Origin of the sequence: Amycolatopsis sp. EV170708-02-1 (assembly GCF_022479115.1) — a bacterium.
Lineage (GTDB): Bacteria > Actinomycetota > Actinomycetes > Mycobacteriales > Pseudonocardiaceae > Amycolatopsis.
The window spans coordinates 7427033-7452200 of record NZ_CP092497.1; the positions used below are offsets into that span (position 1 = coordinate 7427033).

Below are 25168 nucleotides of genomic sequence, written 5' to 3' on the forward strand. Positions count from 1 at the left end.
GGGCACCCTGACCGATCGCCCGCCGAGGCGGAAGCGGCGGAGGTCCTAGTACCTTCGCTCCCGGTCAGCCCTTGGGCACCGCCTTGCCGACGACGACGGCGGCCAGCTCGGTCAGCCTGCTCTTGACCTGGACGCCCTCGGTCTTGTTGAGGTAGTCGAGGTGGTAGACGACGTTGCGGTAGCGCACCGCGACCTTCGCCTGGTTGCCGGTCTTCCCCGTGGCGACCAGCAGGGCTTCTTCGGCGCCCTGCACACCCACCTCGCCTCCGTTCGGCACTCGGCGTTTCAGATGCTCCTTCGCGGCGTCCACTCCCGACTTTTCGCGGGTGGCGCGGAAGACGTAGCTGGTGACGATCACGAACGCCGCACCGACCTTGTCCTTGAGGTAGTGGTCGTTGTTGTTCCAGCTGCACTGGCCCTGCTCGGACGTATCCGTCGAGGTGTTGCCCGACAACGGTTTGAAGTCCATCCGGCCGGGGATGTACGGCGCCACCTCCGCCTCGGTGAGGACCGCGCATCCGCCCGGCGCCTTCTCCAGGTCCTGGGAGGCGTCCACCCGCGGAGACGCCTTGCCGGAATCGCTCAATCCGAAGTACAGCAAGACCCCGCCGCCACCGACGACGACCACCAGCACGATGACCAGCACCGCGATCAGCGGACCGGTCTTCCGCTTGCGCGGCAAGGGTTGCGGCGGTCCCCACGCGGCCTGCTGGTGGTGGTACTGCTGCGGGTACGGCTGATGCCCAGGCGGGCCGGGCTGAGTCATCGAACTCCTCGAGTCTGTCTGAAAAGGACGGTCGCCGGATCGGCTACCGGTGCCGGCGAGGGCCGGGATCGTCGTCCCAGTCCGGCTCGAAGTCGAACTCCCGGGGCCGTCGTGAACTCGGTGGCGCGAAGGCGGCACGGCGGTCCTCCGCCCTGCGCCGGATCGCGGCGACGCGCTTGTGCCAGCGTTGCGTCAGTGCGGCGGACTTCTCCGCGCCCGCTTTCTCCGCCGCGTAACACCGCTCGGCCCTGGCCGCGATCCGGTGCCGGTTGCCCTCGATCCGGTCCGCGATCCGCGCGCGCATCCGCTCGACGCGCTCCTCCTCGATCATCGCGGCATCACCTCCCGCCGCCCGCCGGAACCGGCCCGCGCGCCCTGTTCGAGCATCTCCCGCATCACGCCGAGGATCTCCTCGAACCCTTCGTCGGTGGCGTCGCAGACGTCCCAGAACGCCTCGACCTTCGTCGCCACCACCGGCACCAGGTTGCCGTCGCACCACTCGGCCGCCGACTGCCGGACTTCGGCCTTGACGTCGTCGCTGATGTTCAGGCACTCCTGGTCGGCCGGTATGCCGAACTGCGAGGCCACGTAAAGGATGTCCTCGTCGCTCGCCCCGCCCTTGGCGACCGTGACCAGCCGGTCGACGATATCCGGCCCGATCCCGTTGACATCCGACGAGAACAGGCCGTTCACGGTCTGCGCCTTGGCCACGCACATCTGCTCCAGCGCGCCGCGGACCTCGATCAGCACCTTGCCGGCGTCGGCCAGCTCCTTCATCAGGGCCCTGGCCTGGCCCACCGCGTCGTCGTAGCGCGACGACGCGGTGTCCGCGGCCTCCCCCTCCCACTCGGCGAACAGGTCGCCCTGGGCCGTGATGAGCTCGTCGACGTGGCGCTGGAGACGGCCGACCGCCTGTGCGTACCGGTCGGCCTGGAGACCGAGGCTCTTGAACACCACCTCACGCTGCTCGTTGTACCGGGCCTTGAAGATCCACTTGTCGGCGAACGGGTTCCCGGTCAAGGACGTGCCGCCGTCGCCCGAACCACGGGCGCCCGCCCGGGATCCACCACCGCTTCGGTATCGGCAGTACTTCCCCCAGAACAGTTTGAAGAAGTCCAGCCCGATCTCGCCGGAGTCGAAGATCTCCGCCGAACTCGCGGCGCCGGTACTGCCGGTGGCCTTCAAGTTGTCCGCGTAGGACTGGAGCTGCTGGGCGTTCTCCCGTTGTTCGTCCAGATCGTCCGCGTACCGGCGCTCGTTCTCCGCCTGGTCGATCGCGGCCTGCATATCCGCACTGGGGTTGCCGGACCCGGGCAGCCCGCCGGGGTTCTCGCCGGTCGCGATGGTCGCGGCGTCGTTGACCGCCTGGCTCACCGCGCCGTTGTTGATGGCGTTCGCGGCGTAGTTGTCCACGTACTCCTGGGCGTCGTACTCCTCGATGTACTCCTTCACCTCGTCCGGCACGGCGTCCGGGTCGTACCCGGTCCGTTCCTGGGTGATGACGTCACCCCAGATGTACCCCGTCGCGTAGTCGTAGCTCCACGCGGCGATGAGCTCCCGTTTCGTCTCGTCGGAGACTTCGGGGTCGTCGAGGATCGCCCTGATCTCCTCGTCGGTCGGGCTGACCTGACCGTTCTCCCCCGCCGGCCGGTACCTCGCCTTGGCTTCGTCCCACCAGGCCATCAGTCGCCCACCTCGCGCAGGGCGTCGAGCCGCGACGCGAAGTCCGACTCGGTGTCCCCGTAGACACCGGCGGCCTCCCGCAGCAGTCGGGAGATCTCGTCGATGTCACCGACCAGCTTGACGGCGAGACTCGCCAGCTCCCCGTTCGCGGCGAGGTATGCGGCGCCGTGGCCCTGATAGCGGTCGCCGCCGAAGTCCAGCTGGGCCACGTCGGTGTGCGCCACCTGCTCGCTCACCGACCGCAGCCCGGTGCCGATGGTCCCGAGCTCGTCACTCACCTCCAGCAACTTCGCTGGATCGACTTCGTACCCCACGCGATCCCCCTCTCGTCCCTGCCCCACGAAAGAGGTTAGGAACGCGGCTTTCACGCGGCTTTCATCCGCGTGAAAGCGCCAGGGTCGTCAGCGTCTGCGGGTGGGAGGAGTGTGACGCGGGGCCGTCGGGCGCTTCGCGGTCGTCGTGGAACGGCGGGTCGTGGTCCGCGTCGTCTCCGGCGTGACCCGGGTCGTGGTGGTGGTCGCCGGGGTTTCCGGCGACGTCGTCGACGTCCTCGTCCCCCGAGGCCGGTCGTCGGAACCGTCGCCGGCGTCGTCAGCGTCGTCGGCGGGGGCACCACCTGGCCGCTCCCCGACCCGCCCCCGCCGCACGCGCCGAGCAGCGCGACCGCGCCCATGACCAGGCCACACCACCACACCCGCATGGCGCGGACCCTAACAGCAGGCGACCCGCGGATCCGGCGAACGACCAATCCCGGCCCTGGGCTGACCGCCAGGATCTCGGCAAAGTTCCTGACGACTGAATGTCCAATTGATGTACATATGTACGGTTCTGCGCAGGGGTCGTGAGTGGCAAAGGGCGTCAGGGCGGATCTGTATTTATTCACCTACTCCTGAGCAGGGCGAATGTCGAGAGTCGTACGAGTCTCGGGGGTGATGGTCGTGCCAGGTGCCGACGATGTAGGAATCGGGACGTTGAGCGTCCCGATTCCTACATCGTCGAGGGGGCGCTCGGGCCTAGGAGCTTGATCAACGGAAGATCGGGGACGTTGACTGTCCCGAATCCTCCGTTGATCAAGGTCATGCCGAGTGGGGAAGATTCCGGACACTGAACGTCCCCAATCCTCCCCACTCGCCGATATCGGCTCCGCGACGGCAGCATGACGGCGTCAAGCCGAGTGGGTAAGCAAATACAGGTTCACCAGAACGACCCAAAACACTCACGACCCGCTCTTGGTTGAGCCCGCTCACCACGATCCGGCTCTGTGGCGCGGACCAGTGGCTATGCGACTTTGCCGAGGCACGGCGCTGACCCAATGAAGGCGGCCTTCACTCCCCTGGGCTAGACCGCGGCTCGCAGGCGATACAGCTCGGCCAGGGTGGCGCCCTCGGCATCGATCTCCGCGCCCAGCCATCTGGCCGCCTCGTCCCGCGGCAGCGGGCCGACCTCGATCTCCGCGAGGCACCGGCCCGGCCGGACCACGGCCGGATGCAGCCGGGCGACGTTCTCGTTGGTGGTCAGGCACACCAGGATGTCCAGGCCCTGGCCGAGCAGGCCGTCGGTCAGATTGAGCAGCCGGGACAGGGCCTGGCCGGAGTCGCGTTTGGCGTCCGCGCCGACGAGTTCGTCGCAGTCTTCGAGGATCAGCAGCCGCCATTTCCGCTTGTCCGCCCGCTCCTCGCCGAGCACCACCGAGGTCAGATAGCCCGGATCGGCGAACAGGACCTCGGGGTCGAGGACGTTGTCGACCTGGCACCAGTCCCGCCATTCGTGCGCGAGCGCGCGCACGGCGGTCGTCTTGCCGGTGCCCGCGGGGCCGTGGAGGAGGATCAGCCTGCCGGTGACGTCCTGCGGGCTTGTCGCCATGAGCGAGTCGAGCGCGGTCACCGCCGACCGCGGATAGTTGCCGCGGATCGCCTGCCACCGCGGCAAGTCCATCGTCCTCGGCGCACGTATCCCGGCGCCGCCGCACCCCTGCACGTGCCAGAATCCGACCGGTACGGCCGATTCCCCCGGCACCCCCGCCCGCGCGGTTCCGGTCGCGGCCGCGAGCACCTCGTCCGCCAGGTCGCCGGAAGTGGCGCACACGCACACGGTCGCGGCGCCGGCGCGGCGGCGCATCGCGACGAGTGTCCACCCGGGACCGTGCGCGAGATGGGAGCGCCGCCCGTCCAGTTCGTACGTCAGATCCGCGGTGACTCCCGGGGGCAGCAGCGTCGCGTCCGGTGAGACCTCGGTGATTTCGGCGGCCCGTGAATGCGGTTTCGCCCCGGTGATGAACTGTTCCATGGCCAGCGCGTTCAGCACGCCTTCCATCGGTACGTTGCCACCGAAGAACATCGCACGATCAAGAGACTGGGGTAACTCCGTTGTCCTCGCTGTCACCACATCAAGATCCATCCCGCGCGGTCGGCGCACATCAGGGACCGTCCCCCAGATCACCCCTGACAGGGATCTTCGCCGGACCGCCTGTCCGCCGCGGGCGCCGGGATGATTGTCTCTGGTCTGACACTGGACCGTTCGTGGAAGGAGGAGCGCGGTGAACGGTGACGGCTTCATCGAGGTGATCGCGCGCGAGGTGGAGGCCGACCCCGGCAATCTGGCGCTGCGCGAAGACTTCATCACGCTGCTGCTGGAGCAGGACCCGGACCGCGCCGCCACCGAACTGACGGTGTTCGAGGCCCACGGCGGTGATCCGGCGCGGATCCGCTTGCTGCGCGCCCGGCTGATGGCGGCGCGGTTGCGGACCTCGACCCCACCGCCCGCCGAGATCGTGGCGGCCCCGTCCGATGAGGACCACCACGACAAGAGCGCCACCGCTTCGGCGTCGCTGTGGGACACCGAGCGCCCGGCCGTGACGCTGGCCGACGTCGCGGGGCTCGCCGAGGTCAAGCAGCACCTGAACACCGCGTTCCTGGCCCCGCTGCGCAATCCGGAGCTGGCGGCGGCGTTCGGGCAGAAACCGGGCGGATCGCTGCTGATGTACGGCCCGCCCGGATGCGGCAAGACGTTCATCGCCAGGGCGATCGCCGGCGATCTCGGCGCTTCCTTCATCCACGTGACCCTCGCGGACCTGCTCAGCAAGTGGATCGGTGAAAGCGAGAAGGCGATCCAGAGCGTGTTCCGCCACGCACGCGCGGCGGCACCGTGCGTGATCTTCTTCGACGAGTTCGACGCGCTCGGCGGACGGCGCACCTCGGGCGGCGGCGGGTCGCAAGCGATGCGGATGCTCGTCACCCAGCTGCTGGAGGAGCTCGACGGCGTGGCCGGCGCGAACGAGGGGGTCTACTTCCTGGCCGCGACGAACCGGCCGTGGGACATCGACGCCGCGCTGCGCCGTCCGGGACGGATCGACAAGACGGTGCTGGTGCTGCCACCGGACGCGGTCGCCAGGGCGGCGATCGTCCAAGGCGCGCTGGACGGCAAGCCCGCCGACGAGGTCGATGTCGTCGCCGTCGCGGCGGCGACCGAAGGGTTCTCCGGCGCCGATCTCAGCCACCTGACCACCACCGTGCTGCAGCAGGCGATGGTCGAATCGATGAGCAAGGGCGAGCTGGTGCCGGTCACCACCGGCGCGCTGCTGGCCGCCGTCGGCGGTATCACGCCGTCCACGACATCCTGGTTCGACCAAGTGGCGCCGGTCCTGGAATACGGCGTCGATGACGGCACCTTCGACCAGCTCCGGGCGTACCGGGTCAAGCGAGGCATGCGATGAGCGACACCGTCGAGCGGGATCTCGACCTGGCCTGGGAACTCCTCGATGCGCAGCCGACGCATCCCCGGGTCGCCGAGCTGGCGGCTCGGGTGCTCGCGGCCCAGCCGGAGCGGAGCAGCGCGTCGATGGTGCTCGCCTATCACCGTGAGTCCCTCGGCGACACGGACGAGGCGCGGCGCCTCTATCTCCGGGTAGCCGGTCGCCGCGACAGCCAGTTCATCTGGGCGGCCCGGGCGCTCCGGCATCTGGAATCGGCGGACCACAACCATGACGAGGCGTTGCGCTGGGCACGCACCGTGCTGGGCCAGAACCACGATGACTGGGACGACTGGATGAAGCTGGGCTCCGTCCAGGCACTCTCCGGGGCGCACGAGGAAGGATGGCGGCAGCTCGACGAAGCGGTGGCACTGTGCGCGCGGACGGCACCGGACGCCCTTCCCAAGGCGCTGGCGAAACGCGCGGAGTACCTGCTGGAAAGCCTCGCACCACCCGAACGGTTCGCTCCCGCCGCCGAGGAGGCCATCCGGGTCAACGCGGCGGACTCCTGGGTCGCCATGCTGCTGGGCTACGCCTACCTGGCGCAGTACCGGTTCGACGACGCCGAACAGCTCGGTCTCCGGCTGCTGCGTGAGGACCCGACCGACGACCTGCTGCAGAGCCTGGTGGAAACCGCTCGGACGATGCTGCGGATCGTCGAAAAGGCGCGCGGCGACGACATCAGCCTGGCGGACATTCAAGGCACTGGCGTGCTCGAGATGGCGTGGCAGCAGATCCGTGACCAGAAGCTCGGCGTCGACCTGGCCTCCGCGCTGGCGGCGCTGGACGCGGTGATGCCCGACGAGCTGCGCGCCACCCTGCGGCCGGGGGCCACGTCCGGCGATCTGGCCGCGGGCGACGACAAGGTCGGCTCCATGGTCGCGAGGGATCTGCTCACCTGGCACGACGGCCAGCCGCCCGGCTCCGGCGCCGCCTGGGGCTGGACCGAGTCGTTCCGCCTGCTGTCGGCGGCCGAGATCCTCGCCATGGACGCCGAGATCGAAGCCGACCGGGCTGCGCACCCCGGCTGGCCCGAGAACGAACTCTGGGAACAGGTGATGACCGACGACGCCGGGACCTACCTGGTCGCCGTCGCGTTCGGGGCGCTGGTGAAACGCCGGCCAGGACAGCCCGACGAGCCCGTCGCCGGCTCGATGGCCGACTGGATCTGGGACCGGGTGGCGGCCTTCGGCGGCCGGGACCCGCGACCGGCACCCCTGAAGGCCGAGGAGCCCGCGGCCGATCCGCTTCCCGCCCCCGGGACGCCGCTGACCGGTGTCATCGTGACGATGTCCGCCGCGCTGGGCGCGCCCGAGGATTCCGCGGCGTTCGCGGAACTGCGCGAACTCTTCCCGGGCTCGACCGTCCGGCGGAGTGAGCTGGTCCCCGACGAACCGAGCGTCGACGGCGTCTACATCGAGGCACTGGACGGCCTGGTGACGAGGGTCGGTGTCGATGTCGCGGTCTGCCCGCACGCGGACCGGCTGATCTCCGGGCTCGACCTCGGCGGGCATCGCGGGTCCGTCGATGCCTACGTGCGGGCGCACGGTGCCGTTCCGCAGAACAGCTGGGTGAACCGCGCCAACGGCGAAGCCACGGTCGTCTACGACTTCGCCGGGCATCGGCTCGGCTTGCGATGGGCGGACGGGAGTATCGCCCGGATCTTCGTGACCGAGGCCTGAGCGTTGACCGGCGCCGCGCGTGCCGAACTAGGTTAGATTCCCTGGATGGACAGATCCTGGGGGATTCTCGCCGCTACCGCACTGGTGCTCGCGGTCTCGGCCTGCGGCGGAGCGGGTGAAAGTCCCGCCCCGCCGCAGCCGCCGCCGTCGTCCTCGTCGAGCAAGCCGCCACCGAGCAAACCGGCCACCAGCAGCACGCCACCCACCTTCACCCCCTCGGTCTCCCCCGCGAAGGTGACCGCCGCCTGCCCGTTCCTCGGGGCGGACGAGCTCGCGGAGATCACCGGCGGCGCGAAGGCCGTCGCTCAGGAACAGCCACCGGGAAAAGCCGAAACCGCACCCGAGTACACCTGCGCCTACCTGCCCATCGGCCAATCACCCGACCTGGCGCCGAAGCTCTACTACTTCGCGTTCGCCAAAGCCGATCCCCGCAAACCGGTGACCACCATGGCCACGAACTGCCCCGGCCCGAGCACACCGGTTCCCGGCGCCGGAGACGCCGCGATGCACTGCGATCTGGACGACTACTGGACCACGCTCGCCGTCGCCAAACGCGTCCACGGCGAGACACGGATGCTGAATCTCCACGTCCCCCATTACCGGGACTACCTCCTCGCCAAGATGGCGAAACTGCTGGGCGATCGGCTGTAGCCGGTTCCGGTGAGCCCTCGAACGCGGTGCACCTTCCATGATCACGGCCAGGCAGAATGGCCGTCGATCCAGGAAGTGTCAGCCGTCAGGGGAGGAACGGGGACCATGAACGGACGCTATCCACCGCCGCAGGGTGGCTACGGGCCGCCGAATCACCATCCACATCAGGCGTTCGTGCCGCCACCCGGCCCGGGTTTCCCGATACCTGTTCCGCCGAAGAAACGGCGCCGTGGCCTGAAAATCACGCTCGCGCTCGTCTTGGTCGGGGTGCTCGGCTTCGTCGGCACGGCGGTCGTTCGCGGGTGGATGTCGCCGCCCGCGCGAGAAGGGGATTCGGGGGATATCGGCTCGGGCTCGGTGACCGACCCCATCAGGTACGCGGTCAACGTTCCCGCCCGTGAGGCCAGGCAGTACCCGGAGGATCTGCCCGGCGTGGCGCCCGATACGGAATTGTCCGATCAGCAGCTCGGTGCGGTGGATCCCCGGACGCTGCTGTGGGTCACGCTGAAACGGCAGGCGCGGCAACCGGTCACCGACTCGGTCAACCGCTGGTATCAATCGATCGACGAGTACGAGAAGTCCTATCCGGCGGCACACTCCGTGATCCGCTCGGCCATCGACTGGCGCACCAGGGAGTTCACCCGGGACGACGCCAAGATCGACGCGGACGACAAGGTCGACACCTACTTGATCTTCCGGTGCGTCGGTTCGCCCTCCGGACCCGCACGCGAAGGCACGTACCACCAAGCCCGGTCCGGAGACCGCGAGGCCACGTGGAAGGTGGTGGAGAACCCTCCGGCGAGCAACTGCCCGGACCGGATGAAACCCGGCAAACTGGTCGCCAACAACCGTGTCACCGACGGCCTGGCGCCCTACGGGCTCTCACCGCAGGAGACCGACAAGTTCCTTTCCTACCTCGACCAGGTGCCGGACCTCATCCAGGTCGCCCGCCCCGAAGCCGTCACCGGTAAGGACGGCAGGAAATACGTCCAGCTCGACGTGACCCTGGTGCCCCAGCCCGACGGTATGGACGACAGGAAGGGCACCGCCTTCCTCAACGCCGCGTTCGCCCAAACGGGAAAGAGCCCGTTCGATCATCCCTACAGCATCAACATCGGCGTCTACCAAGGCTTCAAGAAAAGGTATTTCCTCGACCCGGTCACCTTGCTTCCGGCCTACGGGGTGAGCCTTTCCACGCCTCGGCTGGACCTCGGCGGAGCACCGGTCACGACCGGACCGCAGCCCGAGATCGCCTACAGCCTCGACCAGTACACCTGGCCCGAGACGATCGATCCCGACGCCAAACGCACCGAGGGCGGCCCGCCCGTCGTGCCGCACCACGAGTGGCCTTTCGACCGGATCACCCTGCACTGATCCTGTCGTGTCCGCGGCGGCCCGCGGACACGACAGGGGTGGTCAGCCGCGGGCGACCTCGCTGGCCGTCGTGAACTCGTATCCCTGCGCCCGCAACCCGAGCACCACCGTGTTCAGGTGCTCCAGCGGCAGGAACGGGTGGAAGAAGAAACTGGCCACGTTGTCGCGGACCACTTTGGACTTCGCGCCGTCGGCGAGCAGGTCGGCGGGCAGCCGGGCCGGATGCTGGTTGAACGGCTCCGGCGCGACGTGGTCCAGGTTCTCGGGGATGACCACCGCGCCATAGACATCCCTTACCGGATAAGGGAAGTACTGGCCGTATTTGTTCTGATAGGACACCGTGGAGGTGGAGCCACAGGCACCGCGCGGGCAGTATCCCGCGAAATAGCTGCCCTGGTCGTAGCGCGCCGCGAAGTGGGAACTGACCTCCTTGTAGTCCACCGCAGAACCACCGTAATGCGGGAACTCGAACACTTCCGGCTCGGGCAGCCCGACCCGGCGGAACTCGCCGAGCCCGGTGGCGATCCGCCCGCGGAACCATTCCGCGGAATCGCCGGGGACCGGGCCGGTCTCCACGACGTGGTTGTTCTTGTCGACGATCGCCGTGTAGAACTCGTAATCCGCGGAGCTGGCCCCGCCGTAGGGGTTCGCCATCTCCTCGAACTGGTGGCTGTAGCCGTGCATGATCATCGTCCCGCCGCGGCGGATCGCGTGGTGCAGCGCGTCGACCAGGGCCGGGCTGTCCACGAGCCGCGCGAACGTCGGCCTGCCGCCGTTGGCCACCCCGTGCGGATCCGCGTAGTACGGATAGACCGCGAGCGAGAACGGGATCCCTTGCCCGCCGAGGAGATCGGCGATCCGGCGGATCTGGCCCGGGTCGGTACGCGGGCCGATGTCCTCGATCCGCACGAGCGCGCGGTGCCGTTCCGCGGTCTTCGGCGCGAGCGTGCCGAGCAGGATGTCGGCGGCGGCCAGGTACCGGTCTCCCTCGTCGACGTAGGAGAACGGTGCCTCCGCGAGGTAGGTGAAGTTCCCCGAGCGCACCGCCCAAGGCGTGTGCTCACCGCCGGTGCCGCTGTCCGCGAGCACTTCGTTGACCGCCGGGTTTTCCCGCCGTACCAACGGAACCGAGCCGATCTCGGGATTGCGTCCGAGCGGCACGTTCTTGTAGCGGACCTCGGTGGGCGAGGTCGGCGTCCGCCCCGACGGCGCCCAGCCCCAGCGCGCGGTGACACCCAGGTCGTGCTCCACCAGACGGTCGACGTTCTCCCCCAGCCAGACGACCGGCACCTTCGCGGCCAGCACGTCCGCGAGCAGTGCGGCGGGCAGCACGGCGTCGGTGATCGAACCGACGTAGACCAGCGCCTGGTATCCGCCGATCTCGCCCGCCCGGTAGTCGGCCGCGGCACGCATCGTCCAGCCGCCCGCCCGCGAGACCAGGTTCGCGGTCTGCATCGCGAACGCTTCGGCCAGCCCGGCTTCGTCCGCGTCGGCGGGCGGGTTCGGCGCGTCCCGCTCACCCGCGTCGTAGACCACCAGCGTCCGGTGGGCGCGGTTCCCACCGGGGCCGGGGCTGCCGACTTCGCTGCCCATCGCCAGCCGGTCGCCGAGCGAAACCGGGGCCGCCGCGGGCGAAGCGAGGATCGCGCTCGCCGGGCGCGTGTACACCACCAGCAACACCAGGCCGGTCGCGACGACGACGGCCAGCGCCGCGAACCGCAGCCCGGCCGGCGTGCGGCGGCGCCGGTCTTCCTTCCGCTTCCGGGTCATACCAGCACACCCCCGGACACCGCGGCGAACTCGTCCACCGGCTCGGTGCTCAGCCCGAGCAGCCTGGCGAGCGCGCGCTCGGTACGCGACGCGGCCCTTCCGTCGCCGAAGGGATTGCCCTCGCCCATCATGGCCGCCCTCGCCCGCGGGTCGGCGAGGAGTTCCGACGCCGTCCTCACGATCAGCTCGCGATCCGTGCCGACCAGCCGCGCACACCCCGCGTGGACCGCCTCCATCCGTTCGGTGACCTCGCGCAGCACCAGCACGGGCACGCCGAACGTGGGCGCCTCCTCCTGGATCCCGCCGGAATCGGACAGCACCAGGGTGGCCGCCGCGAGCACCCCGGCCAGTTCCTCGTAACGCAGCGGCTCGGTGACCACCACCCGAGGCAGGCCGCCCAGCTCCTCGTCGACCAGCTCGCGTACGGCCGGGTTCGGATGCGCGGGCAGGACCACGGACACGTCGGGATGGCGGGCGACCAGTTCGGTGACCGCGCGCAGCACCTGGCGCAGGGGTTCGCCCCAGGACTCGCGGCGGTGCGCGGTGACCAGTACCAGCCGTGCGCCGCGGGCGGCCGCCTCCACCGCGGCGGCGACCCGCTCGTCCTGGAAGTCCACCGCGCCGTGGTCGGCGATCGTGCGGATCGCGTCCACGGAAGTGTTGCCGGTGACCAAGATCTGCTCGGCGGGGACCTGCTCACGAAGCAGGTTTCCCGCCGCGTCCGAAGTCGGCGGCAGATGCAACGAGGCGGCCTGGGTGACCAGCCGCCGGTTCAGCTCTTCCGGGAAGGGCGCGGCCAGATCGAACGAGCGCAGGCCCGCCTCCAGGTGCACCACCGGGATCCGCCGCCAGAACGCGGCGAGCGTACCCGCCAGTGTGGTCGTGGTGTCGCCCTGGACCACCACCGCCGCGGGCGGTTCACGCTCGGCCAGCGCGTCCAGACCGGTCAGCATCTGGCCGAGCAGTTCGGGCTGGCCGCCGTCGCGCCGGCGCAGCGGCAACGTGGCGTCCGCGCGGAGGCCGAAGGTCTCCAGCGCCTGGCCGACCATCGTCGGATGCTGCCCGGTGGCGACCAGGTACGGCTCCATCCGCCCGGCGGCGGCGATCGCTCCGGCGACCGGCGCCAGTTTGATCGCCTCCGGCCGGGTACCCATCACGAGCCACACCCGCGGCCGCGTCACTTCGGTTTCCGGTTGATTCCAAACCATGACTCCCCCAAGGTTCGAATATTCTTTTCGCGATTCCGCGCATTCCCTTGATCATTTGCGCGGGGCGCTGTGACCGATGCGACGCAGAGTGGTTCTGCCCGGTTCCCGCCGAATTTCCTCACCCGATCGAGGGAACCGCGGCACGGCTCTTCACGTCGTAGTCGACGATGCGGGATCGGCCGGGGGGCCCGACGCATCGCGCACAATCCTTTACACACAAGGGGTTTGAGCACGCTTCTTTGGGGGAGAAATGTCTGTGATCCGAATCGGACCGGCCGTCGGCGCCACCGCGACCCTGGGGGTCACCGCAGGAGCCGGCGCCTGGCCGCTCTTGTCACTCGCCGCGTTCATCCTGTTGCTTTTCGCGATTCGTTCGATTCTCGTGCGCATCGCGTCCGCGCCGGAAAGGGGGAATTAGCGAAATGGAAACCAGCCTGTCCGTCATCGCCACCATCATGGTCGGCGTGCTGATCTGGTGGCCGTTGCAGAACCTCGTCCTCGCGGTGTTCGCCTGGCGGTCCCCGCAACGGCCGCGCAGTGTGCGCCGGACGCCGGATCCGGTGCCGTTCTGGATCGTCATCCCGGCGCTGAACGAGGAACGCGTCATCGCGAACACGGTGCGCAATGCGCTGGCCACCGGAACCCGGTACACACCGGTCCGCGTCGTGGTCGTGGACGACGCTTCCGACGACGCGACACCACACATCCTCGCCGGTATCAGGGATCCGCGGCTGCACGTGCTGCGCCGCGAACTGCCCATGGCCCGGCAGGGCAAGGGCGAAGGCCTCAACACGGCGTACCGCTACATCCTCGACATCGCCCGCCGGGAAGGCTCGGTCGAGCAGACGATCGTCGGGATCGTGGACGGCGACGGCCGCTGCAGTGAGGGAATGCTCGACGAGATCGCCGAACTCATGGCGGAGAAGAACGTGGGCGCCGTGCAGTGCCGGGTGCGCATCCACAACCGGCACAAGACGTTGGCCCTGCTTCAGGATCTGGAATTCGGCGCCATCGCGGACTCCGCGCAGTCGCTGCGCGATCTGGTCGGCAGTGTCGGGTTGGGCGGCAACGGCCAGTTCACCCGGCTGTCCGTCCTCGCCCGGTTCCACCCCGGCCCGTGGTCGGCCTGTCTCGTCGAAGACCTGGAACTCGGTCTGCGCCTGCATCTGGCCGGGATCCGGGTGCGCTACACGAAATCCGCGTGGGTCACCCAGCAGGGACTCACCGACGTGAAACGGTTGCTGCGTCAGCGAACCCGGTGGGCGCAGGGCAATCTGCAATGCTTCCGGCATCTGCGCAGGCTGACCACGTCGCGGTTCGTCAGCGGCCTCGGCCTCACCGACTTCCTGATCTACTTGCTCTCACCCTGGCTGACCGTGCCCATGTCGCTGCTGCTGGTCGACCTGGTCGCGGCGTCCGCGGTGGCGCTGGCCACGGGGAGCACGCTCGGCGGGCTGGTGGCCACAGTGGACACTCTGCCGACGTCGGCCGCGATGCTGGTCGGGCTCGCCATGCTGCCGAGTCTGCTCTGGGGCTTGGTCTACTGGGTCCGGCTCCGCGACGAGAACATCCTGCGCTGCCTGTTCGCCGGGGTGCTCTACCCGTGGTTCCTGGCGCTGGGCATCATCGCGACGTGGCGCGCGCTGTTCCGGCTGCTGTCCGGCCGCAACGGCTGGGCCAAGACCGAACGGCTGGCCGAAGACGGCCAGGCCGCGCCACCGCCGCTGCCGCCGATGCCGGTCCCGATGGCGGCGCCCGCCCCGGTCTCGCAGCCCGTGCGGCTCCCGGTGCCGCGGCCCACCGCCCCGCCGGTGACCGTCGATCCCAGTGTCACCCAGCCGATTCCCGCGGCCGCGCTGGCCGCCGCCGAGCCGACCCGGCCGGTCCCGCATCCGCTGGCCGAAACCGAACCGACCCAACGACTGGAGCGGGTGTGATGGCAGGCCAGCACCGGCGCCGCCCGAAACGGAACAAGCTCGTTCTCGTCCTGGCGGCCGCCGGGCTGGCCCTCGCCGCGGCCTCCATCGACCGCGACGGCAGCGGGAAGGAGTCGTCCACCGGGTGGTACGTGACCGTGTACTACACCGCTGTCGAGTCGCATCACCACGACGACCCGGTACCGGTGTCCGGCTGCCTGGTGCTCGACTGCGAACGCGGCGACGACCCGCTGGGCAGCTATCCCCAGGATTTCGTGCAGGCCGTCGAGGACGAAGGCACCGGCCGGATCGTCAGCGGCCGCCACGCCGGCCGCTATCTGAACTGGTCGCACGACACCGGTTTCTGGCTGGACGACGCACCCCGCGACAGCCACGGCCGCCCGCTGGAACCCTTCGTCTCCGCCGCCGCGGATCCGGCCGTCCTGGCCGCCGGCCGCGAACTGCGGATCACCGGTTGCGGCACCGCGGAGGACGGCACGGCGATCGACCCGGCCGTCTGCGACCGGCTGCGTTCCGCGTCCTGGCGGATCATGGACGAATTCACCCCCGGGCTCGGCGGAGACCGGCACATCGACGTCTACCTCGGCGAGGAAACGGGACCCGACTTCACTTCCGACCCGCTGTACTCGTCGCTGCACAACGCCACGCTGGAGCTCAAAAGGCCTTGACCTCCGCCAGCGCACGCTCGCGTACCTCCCGCACGACACGCGAGCGGGTGAACGCGGCCGACACCGCGCCCAGCCAGGCGCTTTCGTCCCGCACGCTGGGATGCGGCCCCGCCGGGTGGTTCGGCCAGCTCCGGCCCGCCTCCCGCATCACCAGCGCCGCCGCGAGTTCGGCGGCGGCGCGCGTGGGTGCGTCGACCGGGGTGCGCAGCCAGTCCCCGAGCTGGGGCGGGACGTGTGCCCGCACCGCGAGCAGGCCGTCACGGATCTCGATCATCCTGCGGTACAAGGTGAATTCGAGGTCGTGCCGTACGGGCAGCGCGATCTGCGGATGGGCGGCGACGAGTTCCTTCCACAACGGGGTCACCGCCCGGATCCTCCGCCACGCGCGCGCCAGCCGGAGCGCGCCGTCCCAGGTGGTGAACAGTCCGCCGAGGACCCACAGCACCATCGCGCAGAGCCCGACCAGGCGTGCGCGGGGCATGAAGTCGAGGTCCGCGAGGTCGGTGATCTCCAGCCACAGCGAGGGAAGCCCGGAGAACAGCGCCCAGCCGACGGTGACGGCGGCGGCGCAGACCAGGATCCGCAGCCCGGTCCGGAACGCCCCGCGTGGACGGCCCGCGGCGCTGCGGACGAGCGTGCGGATGAACATCACCAGGCACGTGACCGCGTACGTCGTGATGATCAGCTGATAGGCCACGATGCTCCAGCGCCACTGGAACCCCGGCGTGCCCACCTCGAGCCGATGCGGCGCGAAGTCCAGGTAGCACAGCACCATCAGGGCCCAGCACACCACGATCGGCCAGAACGGCGCCGGCTTCTCCGGGGACCGGGTGCTGCGGACCAGCTGCACCAGCGCGCGCATCGCGAGCAGCTGCAGCCCGTTGGTGACCAGCCGCGGGAGCAGTGCGTCGCCGAGCAGCCGGACCGTGTCGTCGGCCGAGACGGCGAGCCCCGCCGCCATGCTGAGGAAGAACGTGGCCAGATGCCTCGGCCCGGTGCGGACCGTCATCAGCCGGGTGAGGCCGATCAGTGCCAGCAGCCCGGCGGACAGGTAACTGATCATGACCCGAGGGCTTGGCGCAGCCGATCGGTTCCGGGCCCGGAGCGCACGGCGCGGCGCATGAGCAGCGAAGCGACGAGTTCGGCCTCCTTCTCCTGTTCCTGCGCGTACGTCGTGCGGCCGAGGACCCGGCGGACCAGGTCGGCCGAAAGGCTGGGCGCGACCATCGCGGCGATCGCCTCCGGCCGCACCTCGCCTTCGACGTGCCCGCACAGCAGGTGACCGAGTTCGTGCAGGAGGATATGCCGCTGGTGCAACGGGGACGTGTCCCGCGTGTAGAACACGTAGTCCGCCCGATCGGTCGCCGCGAGCACCCCGCACGGCGCCCCCGGCCGTGCCGCGAGCGGCACCAGTTCGATCGGCCGCCCCCGCATCGCCGCGACCTCGCGGAACAACGTGGTGACGTCGAACGGCTCCGGCAGCCGCACGGCGCCCGCGATGCGCTCACATCTGCGCCAGAGCGCGCTCTTCCTGCCCAGCATGGCTACTCCCCCTGGTCACGCTGGGACTCGCGCCGCTTGATCGCCTCGACGATGTCGGTCACGGTGCCGAGCCCCTCCTCGGACAGCGTCACCGCACGCAACGCCAGGTTGCGCACCGCGCTGTTGCGCAACGCTCCCAGCAATTCGACCTCCTCGGCAAGGGCACTCCCCTGTTCGTCGTCGAAGAAGTACGCGGGCGGCACCTGGAAGAACGCCGCGAGCGCTTCGAGATGCCGTTTGGTCGGGTTGTCCCGGCGGCCGGTCCGCAGCTGCCAGAGGTAGGCGGCGGAGAACGACTCGCCGGTGCTCTCCCGGCAGGCCCGCGCCACCTCCTCGTGGCTGTGCTGCCCGCCGTCCGCCCGCCGGACCACCTGGAAGAGGCGGTCGATCCGGTCGGTGAGCGTGGTCGCCCGTGGTTCGGTCATCTTCACCTCCGTTAGCTGAAATGAATGCCTCGTGGAATCTCATTCATCTGGGTTGACAGCCGGACAGCCGTCGCCCTACGGTTCCCACGTTAGCTGAGATGAATGACTGAGGGGAGTCAGTCGATTCTGGCTGACGACCAGAAGGGGGAGTTCCCATGAAGAAGTTGCTGGCCGCGGCGGTACTGGCAGCCGCCGCGGTGACCGTGTCTGCACAGCCGGCGCTCGCCGTGGAGATCGGACAGTTCCACGCCACCGGCATCGGCATGTATCCGACGGACGCCGTCGGCTCGGGGGAAAAGGTCGCCCGGCTGTACGCCCGCAACACGGGCTGGCTGGACTCGCAGTGTTACGTCCACAGCTACGACGTCCGGTCGCACTTCAGCTACTACAGCGCCACCGTCTGGCTCTACTGCCAGCGCTGAAAGGGGAGAACATGAACAGGACGATCGCCCGCGCCACGGGGGCCGCCGTGGTCCTCGCGGGACTCATGACACTCGCGCCGTCGGTGGCGAGCGCCGAAGAGACCCGGGCGTTCCTCGGGACCACCGTGGAGAAGACGTCGGCCTCGGCCAAGCGGACGGCGTTGCAGCAGGCCTACGACCACGCTTCCGCTTACGGCTACACGCCGGATCAGTGCGTGATCATCCACCTGTACTCGGTGAAGATCAGCTTCGTGATGTACCGGGGTGAAGCCGGGATCCACTGCACGAAGTAGGGCGGCGGTCCGTGAAGGCCTCCTTGAGGGACCCAGAGTCCCTCAAGGAGGCCTTCACGGACTTCAGGCTAGGTTGACCGGGTGAGTCTCCTCGACGACGTGGCCGAACGCGACGGCTGGCGATGCTGGGTGTGCGACGAACCGGTCGACCCGGACATGTCGGTGAACGACCCGCGGGGGCCGAGCGTCGACAGCCGGACCGCGGACCGGAAGGCCAAGATCCCCGAGCGGCTCGCGCACCGCGGGTGCAACACCCGCAAGGGCGCGGTCAAGGTGGTCATCGCCTGGCCGGACCGCCTGCACGTGGTCGAACCCGCGCCGCTGATCACCGTCGCCGGACGACTGGAGCGCAAGGGAGGCCGCGAAATGGTCGCCCGGTGCCCGACGAAGCAGGACGCACAGGAGGCCGCCGACTGGCTGGTGGACCGCTTTTCCCGGCTGGTGCCGGGAGTGCCGGTGACCGCCGCCGTCGAGCCGGGTGGCGGCCAGTTCCTCGTCATCCTGGCCGCCGTCCGCCGCTGACGCGATCGAAACCGCTGAAATAACCCCATTCCCGCCTTCGCGCAAGCCCTGAACACACCATTGTCCGAGCCGTGGCCTGCCTGTTCACTCAGGGACGCCCGGCCGACGGCAGGGCGTTGATCGCACGGAAGCGAGGGACACCATGAGCGGAAAAACGTTACGGCGCAAGCTGATCACGATGGCGGCCGCCGTACTGACGGCGGCGGGCCTCTCCATCACCGGTGCCGGCACGGCCTCGGCCGCCGACTACTACTACGAACTGCCGTACCCCGCGGGCGAGGCCTACACCGTCTCCCAAGGACCGAAGGGGACCTTCTCCCACACCGGCCCCTACAACGAGTACGCGTGGGATTTCGCGCTCCCGGCCAACTACGAGGTGTCCGCCGCACAGGGCGGCCAGATCCTCGTCTCGGGCTGGTCGCCGTACGCGTCGAACGGCATCGAGGTGATCATCCGGCACTCCAACGGCACCTGCACGCAATACATCCACCTGAACAGGGCCATCTACAACGCGGGCACCTGGGTCCCGCAGGGCCGGATCGTCGGCTGGTCGGGCAAGACCGGGGCGGCCACCGACTATCACCTGCACTACCAGGTGATCAACTGCTCCACCCGCGTGAGCCTCCGTTCCACCCTCCAGGGCTGGACCCCGCCGACCGGTTCTCGCCCGGTCAGCGTCAACACCAGGGCCTGAGCCCGCGTAATCCGGCAGGGCACCCGTGGCGCCGCGGGTGTTCCCCCTGTCAGCCCGCCGATTTCGTGATGGTGACGCGCGCCGAGCCGGTCTGTTCGTCCTGCACCAGGATCTTCACCCCGTTGCCCTCATAGCGGGCGATGGCGAGGTTCGCGTTGTGGGTATCGGCGTAACCGAGCCCTGGCAACGTCTCCGCGTAGAAACCCTTCGCGCTCTCGGTGTCCACGCCGTCGATCCGGAACGACACGACCGTGTCGCTCGCGCGCGGGGCGGGCGCCGTACCGCCCGGCGGCAGCGGGAACTCCGTCAACGGCCAGCCCGCGGGCATCGGGTACGCCGCGCCCGTGGCCGGCGCTTGGCTCGATACCGGAGCGGGCGGCTGCGGATCACCGCCACACCCCGCGATGGCCAAGCACGCGAACAGCACGGCCCCCGCCGTCCTCGAAATCCCACGCATTTTCGTCATGGCGGAAAACTACCTCTCACGGTCACCGGGCAAGCGATCCGACACCGTCGGCACAGAACTTGAGACCAAGGCGACAACTTCACCCGAAAGTGGGTACGGCCCCGCATTTCATCGGTATTTCATCCGCACTCATTAGCGTTCGGCGCGGCAATACGACAGTGGGGAGAAACCGATGAAAAGAACCGGAGCGCGTTTGCTCGCGACCGCCGTCCTGTCCGTCGTCACCCTGGCCGGCGCGATCGCCGGAGCGGGAGCGGCACAGGCGGCACCCGCCCGCCCGGACGGCCCGTGCGGACCCGTCATGTTCGTCGTCCCGGGATATCAGGACGGCGGCGCACAGAAACTTCTGGACCGGAACCTCGCGCCGGGCGGCGCCGACCCGGTGCGCATCCCGTATCCGAACAGCGCGGGCGACGTCAATCTGTACGCCGACGTCGATGCCGGCGTCGCCAACCTGCGCACCGCGCTCTACAACCTCTACGTCACCTACGGCTGCGACCTCGAAACGAAGGTGTACATCGTCGGGTTCAGCCTCGGCGCACTCGTCGCGGGCACGGTGCTGGAGACCGAGCCGCCCGGGCGGAACATCCAGGGCGTGCTGTTCGCCGACGGGCGGCGGCAGCCCGTCGAGTCGAACTGGCCGGGTGACCCCGGCGGGCTGATCGGGCATCTGCCCGTTCCCGGCCCCGGTGGCGCCGGTTTCCGGCCGGTGGATTCCTTCCGGTACCCGACGTTGAGCCTGTGCAACGGCCCCAACGCCGCGGGCGGCGCGGATCTGATCTGCTTCGGCGGCACCAATCTGGACAGCTACTTCAGCTCGCACCCGTACTACAGCTTCGAAGTGGGCACCGAGCTGAACATCCACGGCGAAGGCCCGTACCCGAACAACCTGCGCAACCGCGTCATCCCGTAACCCGCTCCGCGCCCCTCCCCGGCGAGCCAAGCCGGGGAGGGTTGCGTGGCCCGCCGCGGTCGTGCCCGTGCGGACACGGCGATTCGGACCTTCGGGCACCTCTGCGCCGCGACCGCATTTCGGAGCAACCCCATTCCGCTTTCGGCGTCTTCCGGGACAAAGCTTCGAACAAGGGACGCGAGAGGGGCGCTGAAATGAATTTCACCGCGAAGAAGACCATCAAGACCGCCATTGTGGGCGGCGCACTGGCCGCCACCGCACTGCTTTCCGCGTGCGGCGGGAACAATGTCGCGGGAAATGGTTCCCCGGTGAAGAACGCCGCCGTCGAACAGGCGCAGACGGGCGGCGGCCAGGGGGCGGCCGCCGGAGAGGCTTCCGGCGGCGACGTCGACTGCAGTAAGCACGGCGGCCAGGTCGGCGCCCCCGGGCGGCCGAAGATGGACCTGATCGCGGTGGCCGCCACGGACGGCACCACGCCGGGCTGCACCGAGGCGTACAACGTGATCACCGAGTACTACGAGAAACTGCCGCAGGCCGAAGGTCCCGGCGAGCGGGTGCTCGACGTCCAGGGCAGGTGGACCTGCGCCCGGCTGACGGAATCCGGCTACGAAGTGACCTGCGGCGTGCCGAACAGCTCCCTGCAGCTGGAGACCAGGCCCGCGAGTTCGGGGAAGGCGCCCGTCGAGCAGAACCGCGAGTTCCCGAACTCCACCCAGCGGGTGCAGTTCACCGGGTACGACGCCGACCTGCGGATGGCCCGCTTCCAGCTGATCACCGGCCAGGCAGGCCCGGCCGACGGCAAGACCTACCGCCTTCCGCTGCGGAAGGGCGGTGAGGTGTTCAGCGCGGCCACCCTGTGCCCCGGTGAGTCGGTCACCATCGACGACGAGGGCTACGGCAGCCTGCCGTGCGGCCAGGACCAGCTGATCCAGCAGCTGCGGGACGGCAACCCCGTGCTCGCGCTGATCACCGTGGACGGCGCCGACCGGATCACCACGGTCAAGGAGATCTACCGCCCCTGACCAGCGGGAAAGCGGGCGGCCGGAGCACCCGGCCGCCCGCTTTTTCAGATGTTCGGAACATCTGATGCTAACATCTCGAAGTATGCGGGTCCTCTTCTCCAGTCTTGCGTCGGTCGGCCACACCTATCCGCTGATCCCGCTCGCGATCGCCGCCAGGGACGCCGGGCACGAGGTGTGGTTCGCCGCCGGCGAGAACGTCCATCCGCCGCTGCTCCGGCACGGTCTCCGGCCGTTTCGGCCGGCGGACGCGTTCTACGAGATCTACGCCGAAGACCTCGAACCGGAACTGGCGCGGCTACGACCCGGCCTCGTCGTACACGAATGGGGACAACCGGGGGTGGCCGTCGCCACGGAACGCGCCGGGATCCCGGGACTCTGGCACGGTTTCGGCCGCATGTTCCCCGACGGGATCGGGCTTCGGGCGCCGACGCGACCGGACCGGCCGCATCTCGACATCTGCCCGCCGTCCTTGCAGGACAAGCACTTCCTCGCGACGGCCGAACGCGTCGAACTGCGCCCGGTGCCCTTTTCCGAACCAGCGGCGCGGCTCGAAAAGACCGCGAGACCGTTGATCTACCTGACCCTCGGCACCGCGTTCGGCACACCGGAAGTCCTCGCCACGGCCATCCGGGGGTTGGCCCCGCTCGGCGCGCACGTGGTCGTCGCCTCGGGGCGGATCCGCCCGGAGGAACTCGGCGCCGTCCCGGACAACGTCACGGTGCGGGCCTGGATAGCGCAAACGGATCTGATGCCATACGTCGACGCGGTGGTGCACCATGGCGGCAGCGGCACGACGCTCGGCGCGCTCGCCGCCGGTGTCCCGCAGCTGCTCCTGCCCCAGGGAGCCGACCACTTCGCCAACGCCGAAGCGCTGTGCACCGCGGGGGCCGCGCTGAGCCTTCAGCCCGGTGAGCTGAGCGCCGAAGCCGTCACCGAGCACACGCGGACCCTGCTGGCCCGGGCCGCGCATCGCGACGCGGCCAGGGCGATCGCCGAGGAGATCTCGCGGATGCCCTCACCCGACGAGGTCGCCCGCACCCTGCCGGAATGGGCTCGGGCCTCGTGAGTGGCAAGGACGGTTCTAACCGTCCTTGCCACTCACGAGGCCCGAAGCCGATCAGAACCCGAACAGCGCCTGCGGGATCTCGTAGTCGTCCGGCCAGGTCAGCCACGCGACGTCGGTCGGGCCGATGGCGCAGTTCGCCACCCGCCAGGACCGCGGGTCGTCGTCGACGCTCGTTTCGCTCTTCTTCTTGAGCAGGGCGACGTAGACGTCGGACATGACGCCGTCGGCCCGGCGGTTCTCGTAGATGGTGCCGGCGTAGTACGGACGGCCTGCTTCGGCGGGACGCATCGTGCCCTGCAGGAACACCCAGGGACCGAGCCGGTCGAGCTGTTCCACGGCCACCCGGACCTGATCGCCGAACTCCTCGTCGAGCCGGGCGGTGGCGGCCTGGAGCACCGCTTCCCGGACCGGGTCGCCGGGGGTCAGCGCCACCGGAAAGGGTCGTGCGGACGGGCTGTACATCAAGCTACCTCCCACTGGCGGGCGGCGACGCGAGCGATCGCGTCCGCCGGCCCGGTGCTGCTACGGCGTTCTGTCGGATCAGGTCGGCGGGGTGAGGATCTTCACGAGGCCGCCACCGCCGCCCATGCTGATCTTCTGCGAACCGTCCGGGTTGACGTTGTTCGAGCCGATGAACTGCCCATCGCCCGCGTACAACACGACGTGCCCGCCGTTGTTCGAGATCACCACGTCGCCGGGTTTCGCTTCGGAGAGCGGCACCGACCGCCAGCCGTCCGCTTCGAGGTTGGCCGTCAGGCCCGCGACCGAGGCACTGGCCTGCCCCTTGTCGATCAGGCCCGCCGCCTCGAGACAGCCGGAAACGAAGTTCGCGCAGTTGACGTTGTTGGGCACCCACGACTGCATGGCGGGCAGCTCACCGCTGCCCTTGAGGTCGCCGGCGTTGCGGCCAAGGAACTGCTCCGCGATCTTCGCCGGGTTGTCGCCGCGGGCGTCGATCGGCTTGGCGGGCCTGCCGTCGCCCGGCACCCCGGCCGGACCACCGCCGCCACCGCCGCCGCCTCCCCCACCGCCGCCGTCTCCCCCGCCGTAGCTCGGGGTGCTGCCGATGTTGGAGTTGACCGGCTTGGCGTCGACGCTCGACGCCGTGGTCTGGCCGTCGTCGGCGGGGATCAGTTCGAGGAAACCGCCTTCGATCTCCAGGCCGAGCGGCTTGAGGAGATCGTCGATCTGCTTCTCGGCGTCGTCCAGCGCCTTCTCGATCTCGTCCTTCTTGCCGTTCGAGTCTTTCTCGTTGAGCGTCCGGAGCCGCTCGATGTCCGACGCGGCCGCGGCGATCTCGTTGTCGTCTTCGGAGCTGTTCTTCCGGCGGCGGGCCGCGTCGATCAGCTTCCGGTTGTCCGCGTCCTTGTCGTTGGCTTCCTGGGCGAGCTGTGCGACCTTCTTCTTGACCTCGTCCATGATCTCGGACACCCGCTGGAGGATGTTCTTGGCCGCTTCGGCCTTGTCGCTGACCTTGTAGCTGGCCTTGCCGAGCTTTTCGAGGTGGTCGGCGACGGCGTCGGCGTCCTTGCCCTCCCAGTGGCGCAGGACGTCGTCACGGAAGGCCTTGAGGTCGTCTCCGAGGTCGTTGGCCCGGGTGGCGGCTCCGCCGACCTTCCTGGCCTGGTCGTTGACCGCGCCCGAGTTGAGCTTCTGCGTCTGCTGGGCGTGCTTGTCGATGGCGTCCAGCGACTTCGGGCGGTCGTGCGACGGGTCGTCGAGCGTGCTCGGATTCCGCTCCGCGGTGGTCATCGGTAAATCCCCCTGGTTCCCGTCTTCAGTCCGATCAGTCCCGCTCGCGAGCGTTGCCGCGGAGGGTGTCGACACCCGCGGCCTCGTCGTTGCGCATCCGCTGCGCGGCGTTGGCCAGCGCGTTCGACGCGGCGTCGACGAGCTTCGCGGCGGCCGCCAGTTCGGCGTTCACCCCGCGGTGGAAACCCTTGATGGTGGTCCCCGTGCCGGCCGCGTTCTTCAGGTCGCCGAACGCGGCTCCGGGGTCGCCGTCACCCAGGTCCTTGCCCGTGCCGTTGTAGCCGTCCTTGAGCCCGCCGACCTTCTTGGCCAGCGCGGCGATCTGCTCTGGGTCGAATCGGCGAGTCATGAATGATCCTTCCAGTCCCGGCGCCTGCGCCCGTGCTTTGCCTGACCCACATTGCCTACCGCGCACCCTATGAGTTCCCACCCACGTGTGCGCACCGTTTCCCGAAACGCGATGACGCCGTTCGTGTACACCGACGCATCCGGCCGCGCGTCGGTTCCCGGAAGATTCGACCGGCATCCTCGGCGGGGAGATCTTACCCTCTCGGCACCCGCCGC

Annotated in this window: 27 protein-coding genes; 13 read left to right on the forward strand and 14 right to left on the reverse strand. The window is 69.3% G+C overall.

Going from position 1 to position 25168, the window contains the following annotated elements; all coding sequences use genetic code 11:
* Positions 1 to 64: 64 nt before the first annotated feature.
* The 5 genes from MJQ72_RS33690 to MJQ72_RS33710 all read right to left on the reverse strand — a co-directional run bounded on the left by MJQ72_RS33690 (position 65) and on the right by MJQ72_RS33710 (position 4762).
* The gene (locus MJQ72_RS33690) at positions 65 to 766 is read right to left on the reverse strand and encodes a hypothetical protein (protein WP_240595085.1); all 702 of its coding nucleotides are present in this window, start codon (positions 764 to 766) and stop codon (positions 65 to 67) included.
* Between the two features lie 43 nt (positions 767 to 809).
* A complete protein-coding gene (locus MJQ72_RS33695; RefSeq protein WP_240595086.1) occupies positions 810 to 1097 on the reverse strand; it encodes a hypothetical protein in 288 nt (95 codons plus the stop codon).
* Positions 1094 to 2449 carry a WXG100 family type VII secretion target gene (locus MJQ72_RS33700; RefSeq protein WP_240595088.1) on the reverse strand — a complete coding sequence of 452 codons (1356 nt, stop codon included), beginning with the start codon at positions 2447 to 2449 and terminating at the stop codon, positions 1094 to 1096. The genes MJQ72_RS33695 and MJQ72_RS33700 overlap by 4 nt, the downstream gene beginning before the upstream one ends.
* The gene (locus MJQ72_RS33705; RefSeq protein ID WP_396426895.1) at positions 2449 to 2817 is read right to left on the reverse strand and encodes a type VII secretion target; all 369 of its coding nucleotides are present in this window, start codon (positions 2815 to 2817) and stop codon (positions 2449 to 2451) included. Before MJQ72_RS33705 ends, MJQ72_RS33700 begins: the two co-directional genes overlap by 1 nt.
* A 970-nt stretch (positions 2818 to 3787) precedes the next feature.
* Positions 3788 to 4762: a DUF5925 domain-containing protein gene (locus tag MJQ72_RS33710; protein ID WP_240595092.1), complete on the reverse strand. Its 975-nt coding sequence runs from the start codon at positions 4760 to 4762 to the stop codon at positions 3788 to 3790.
* A gap of 223 nt (positions 4763 to 4985) precedes the next feature.
* On the opposite strand from MJQ72_RS33710, the gene MJQ72_RS33715 reads away from it, so the two are divergent.
* The 4 genes from MJQ72_RS33715 (at position 4986) to MJQ72_RS33730 (ending at position 9904) form a co-directional block, all read left to right on the forward strand.
* Complete coding sequence (locus MJQ72_RS33715; protein WP_240595094.1) at positions 4986 to 6161, forward strand: 26S protease regulatory subunit; 1176 nt, start codon at positions 4986 to 4988, stop codon at positions 6159 to 6161.
* Positions 6158 to 7879 carry a tetratricopeptide repeat protein gene (locus MJQ72_RS33720; protein WP_240595095.1) on the forward strand — a complete coding sequence of 574 codons (1722 nt, stop codon included), beginning with the start codon at positions 6158 to 6160 and terminating at the stop codon, positions 7877 to 7879. Before MJQ72_RS33715 ends, MJQ72_RS33720 begins: the two co-directional genes overlap by 4 nt.
* Before the next feature lie 45 nt (positions 7880 to 7924).
* Positions 7925 to 8530 (forward strand): hypothetical protein, encoded by a 606-nt coding sequence (locus tag MJQ72_RS33725; RefSeq protein WP_240595097.1) that lies wholly within the window; start codon positions 7925 to 7927, stop codon positions 8528 to 8530.
* Between the two features lie 105 nt (positions 8531 to 8635).
* Positions 8636 to 9904, forward strand: a complete 1269-nt coding sequence (locus MJQ72_RS33730; protein ID WP_240595098.1) for a hypothetical protein — start codon at positions 8636 to 8638, stop codon at positions 9902 to 9904.
* 42 nt (positions 9905 to 9946) lie between these two features.
* On the opposite strand, the gene MJQ72_RS33735 is transcribed toward MJQ72_RS33730, so the two are convergent.
* Both MJQ72_RS33735 and wecB read right to left on the reverse strand, forming a co-directional pair.
* Complete coding sequence (locus tag MJQ72_RS33735) at positions 9947 to 11674, reverse strand: DUF2334 domain-containing protein (RefSeq protein ID WP_240595100.1); 1728 nt, start codon at positions 11672 to 11674, stop codon at positions 9947 to 9949.
* Positions 11671 to 12882, reverse strand: coding sequence for a non-hydrolyzing UDP-N-acetylglucosamine 2-epimerase (gene wecB / locus MJQ72_RS33740; protein ID WP_240595102.1), 1212 nt, complete (start codon positions 12880 to 12882; stop codon positions 11671 to 11673). The genes MJQ72_RS33735 and wecB overlap by 4 nt, the downstream gene beginning before the upstream one ends.
* Before the next feature lie 422 nt (positions 12883 to 13304).
* On the opposite strand from wecB, the gene MJQ72_RS33745 reads away from it, so the two are divergent.
* Positions 13305 to 14819 (forward strand): glycosyltransferase family 2 protein, encoded by a 1515-nt coding sequence (locus MJQ72_RS33745; protein WP_240595104.1) that lies wholly within the window; start codon positions 13305 to 13307, stop codon positions 14817 to 14819.
* A complete protein-coding gene (locus tag MJQ72_RS33750; RefSeq protein WP_240595106.1) occupies positions 14819 to 15487 on the forward strand; it encodes a hypothetical protein in 669 nt (222 codons plus the stop codon). Before MJQ72_RS33745 ends, MJQ72_RS33750 begins: the two co-directional genes overlap by 1 nt.
* Here MJQ72_RS33750 and MJQ72_RS33755 read toward each other — a convergent pair.
* Genes MJQ72_RS33755 through MJQ72_RS33765 form a run of 3 tightly spaced genes read right to left on the reverse strand, consistent with a single transcriptional unit; the run spans position 15474 to position 17454 of the window.
* A complete protein-coding gene (locus MJQ72_RS33755) occupies positions 15474 to 16550 on the reverse strand; it encodes an MAB_1171c family putative transporter (RefSeq protein WP_240595108.1) in 1077 nt (358 codons plus the stop codon). The genes MJQ72_RS33750 and MJQ72_RS33755 overlap by 14 nt on opposite strands.
* Positions 16547 to 17029 carry an ImmA/IrrE family metallo-endopeptidase gene (locus MJQ72_RS33760; RefSeq protein ID WP_240595110.1) on the reverse strand — a complete coding sequence of 161 codons (483 nt, stop codon included), beginning with the start codon at positions 17027 to 17029 and terminating at the stop codon, positions 16547 to 16549. Before MJQ72_RS33760 ends, MJQ72_RS33755 begins: the two co-directional genes overlap by 4 nt.
* 2 nt (positions 17030 to 17031) lie before the next feature.
* Positions 17032 to 17454 carry a helix-turn-helix domain-containing protein gene (locus tag MJQ72_RS33765; RefSeq protein ID WP_240595112.1) on the reverse strand — a complete coding sequence of 141 codons (423 nt, stop codon included), beginning with the start codon at positions 17452 to 17454 and terminating at the stop codon, positions 17032 to 17034.
* Between the two features lie 155 nt (positions 17455 to 17609).
* On the opposite strand from MJQ72_RS33765, the gene MJQ72_RS33770 reads away from it, so the two are divergent.
* The 4 genes from MJQ72_RS33770 to MJQ72_RS33785 all read left to right on the forward strand — a co-directional run bounded on the left by MJQ72_RS33770 (position 17610) and on the right by MJQ72_RS33785 (position 19385).
* A complete protein-coding gene (locus MJQ72_RS33770; protein ID WP_240595114.1) occupies positions 17610 to 17876 on the forward strand; it encodes a hypothetical protein in 267 nt (88 codons plus the stop codon).
* An 11-nt stretch (positions 17877 to 17887) separates the two neighbouring features.
* The gene (locus MJQ72_RS33775) at positions 17888 to 18169 is read left to right on the forward strand and encodes a hypothetical protein (RefSeq protein ID WP_240595116.1); all 282 of its coding nucleotides are present in this window, start codon (positions 17888 to 17890) and stop codon (positions 18167 to 18169) included.
* An 81-nt stretch (positions 18170 to 18250) separates the two neighbouring features.
* A complete protein-coding gene (locus MJQ72_RS33780; RefSeq protein ID WP_240595117.1) occupies positions 18251 to 18691 on the forward strand; it encodes a hypothetical protein in 441 nt (146 codons plus the stop codon).
* 142 nt (positions 18692 to 18833) lie between these two features.
* Complete coding sequence (locus MJQ72_RS33785; protein ID WP_240595118.1) at positions 18834 to 19385, forward strand: M23 family metallopeptidase; 552 nt, start codon at positions 18834 to 18836, stop codon at positions 19383 to 19385.
* A gap of 49 nt (positions 19386 to 19434) precedes the next feature.
* On the opposite strand, the gene MJQ72_RS33790 is transcribed toward MJQ72_RS33785, so the two are convergent.
* Positions 19435 to 19851, reverse strand: coding sequence for a hypothetical protein (locus tag MJQ72_RS33790; protein WP_240595119.1), 417 nt, complete (start codon positions 19849 to 19851; stop codon positions 19435 to 19437).
* 172 nt (positions 19852 to 20023) lie between these two features.
* On the opposite strand from MJQ72_RS33790, the gene MJQ72_RS33795 reads away from it, so the two are divergent.
* The 3 genes from MJQ72_RS33795 to MJQ72_RS33805 all read left to right on the forward strand — a co-directional run bounded on the left by MJQ72_RS33795 (position 20024) and on the right by MJQ72_RS33805 (position 22852).
* A complete protein-coding gene (locus MJQ72_RS33795) occupies positions 20024 to 20764 on the forward strand; it encodes a hypothetical protein (RefSeq protein WP_240595121.1) in 741 nt (246 codons plus the stop codon).
* Positions 20765 to 20958: 194 nt separating this feature from the next.
* Positions 20959 to 21786, forward strand: a complete 828-nt coding sequence (locus tag MJQ72_RS33800; protein WP_240595122.1) for a hypothetical protein — start codon at positions 20959 to 20961, stop codon at positions 21784 to 21786.
* Positions 21787 to 21868: 82 nt separating this feature from the next.
* Positions 21869 to 22852: a glycosyltransferase gene (locus MJQ72_RS33805; protein WP_240595124.1), complete on the forward strand. Its 984-nt coding sequence runs from the start codon at positions 21869 to 21871 to the stop codon at positions 22850 to 22852.
* 51 nt (positions 22853 to 22903) lie between these two features.
* Here the strand turns inward: MJQ72_RS33805 and MJQ72_RS33810 are convergent, their stop codons facing one another.
* From MJQ72_RS33810 to MJQ72_RS33820, 3 genes are all read right to left on the reverse strand, one after another.
* Positions 22904 to 23314 carry a hypothetical protein gene (locus MJQ72_RS33810; protein WP_240595126.1) on the reverse strand — a complete coding sequence of 137 codons (411 nt, stop codon included), beginning with the start codon at positions 23312 to 23314 and terminating at the stop codon, positions 22904 to 22906.
* Between the two features lie 78 nt (positions 23315 to 23392).
* The gene (locus MJQ72_RS33815; RefSeq protein WP_240595128.1) at positions 23393 to 24604 is read right to left on the reverse strand and encodes a peptidoglycan-binding protein; all 1212 of its coding nucleotides are present in this window, start codon (positions 24602 to 24604) and stop codon (positions 23393 to 23395) included.
* Between the two features lie 34 nt (positions 24605 to 24638).
* Positions 24639 to 24953: a hypothetical protein gene (locus MJQ72_RS33820; protein WP_240595130.1), complete on the reverse strand. Its 315-nt coding sequence runs from the start codon at positions 24951 to 24953 to the stop codon at positions 24639 to 24641.
* Positions 24954 to 25168 lie beyond the last annotated feature (215 nt).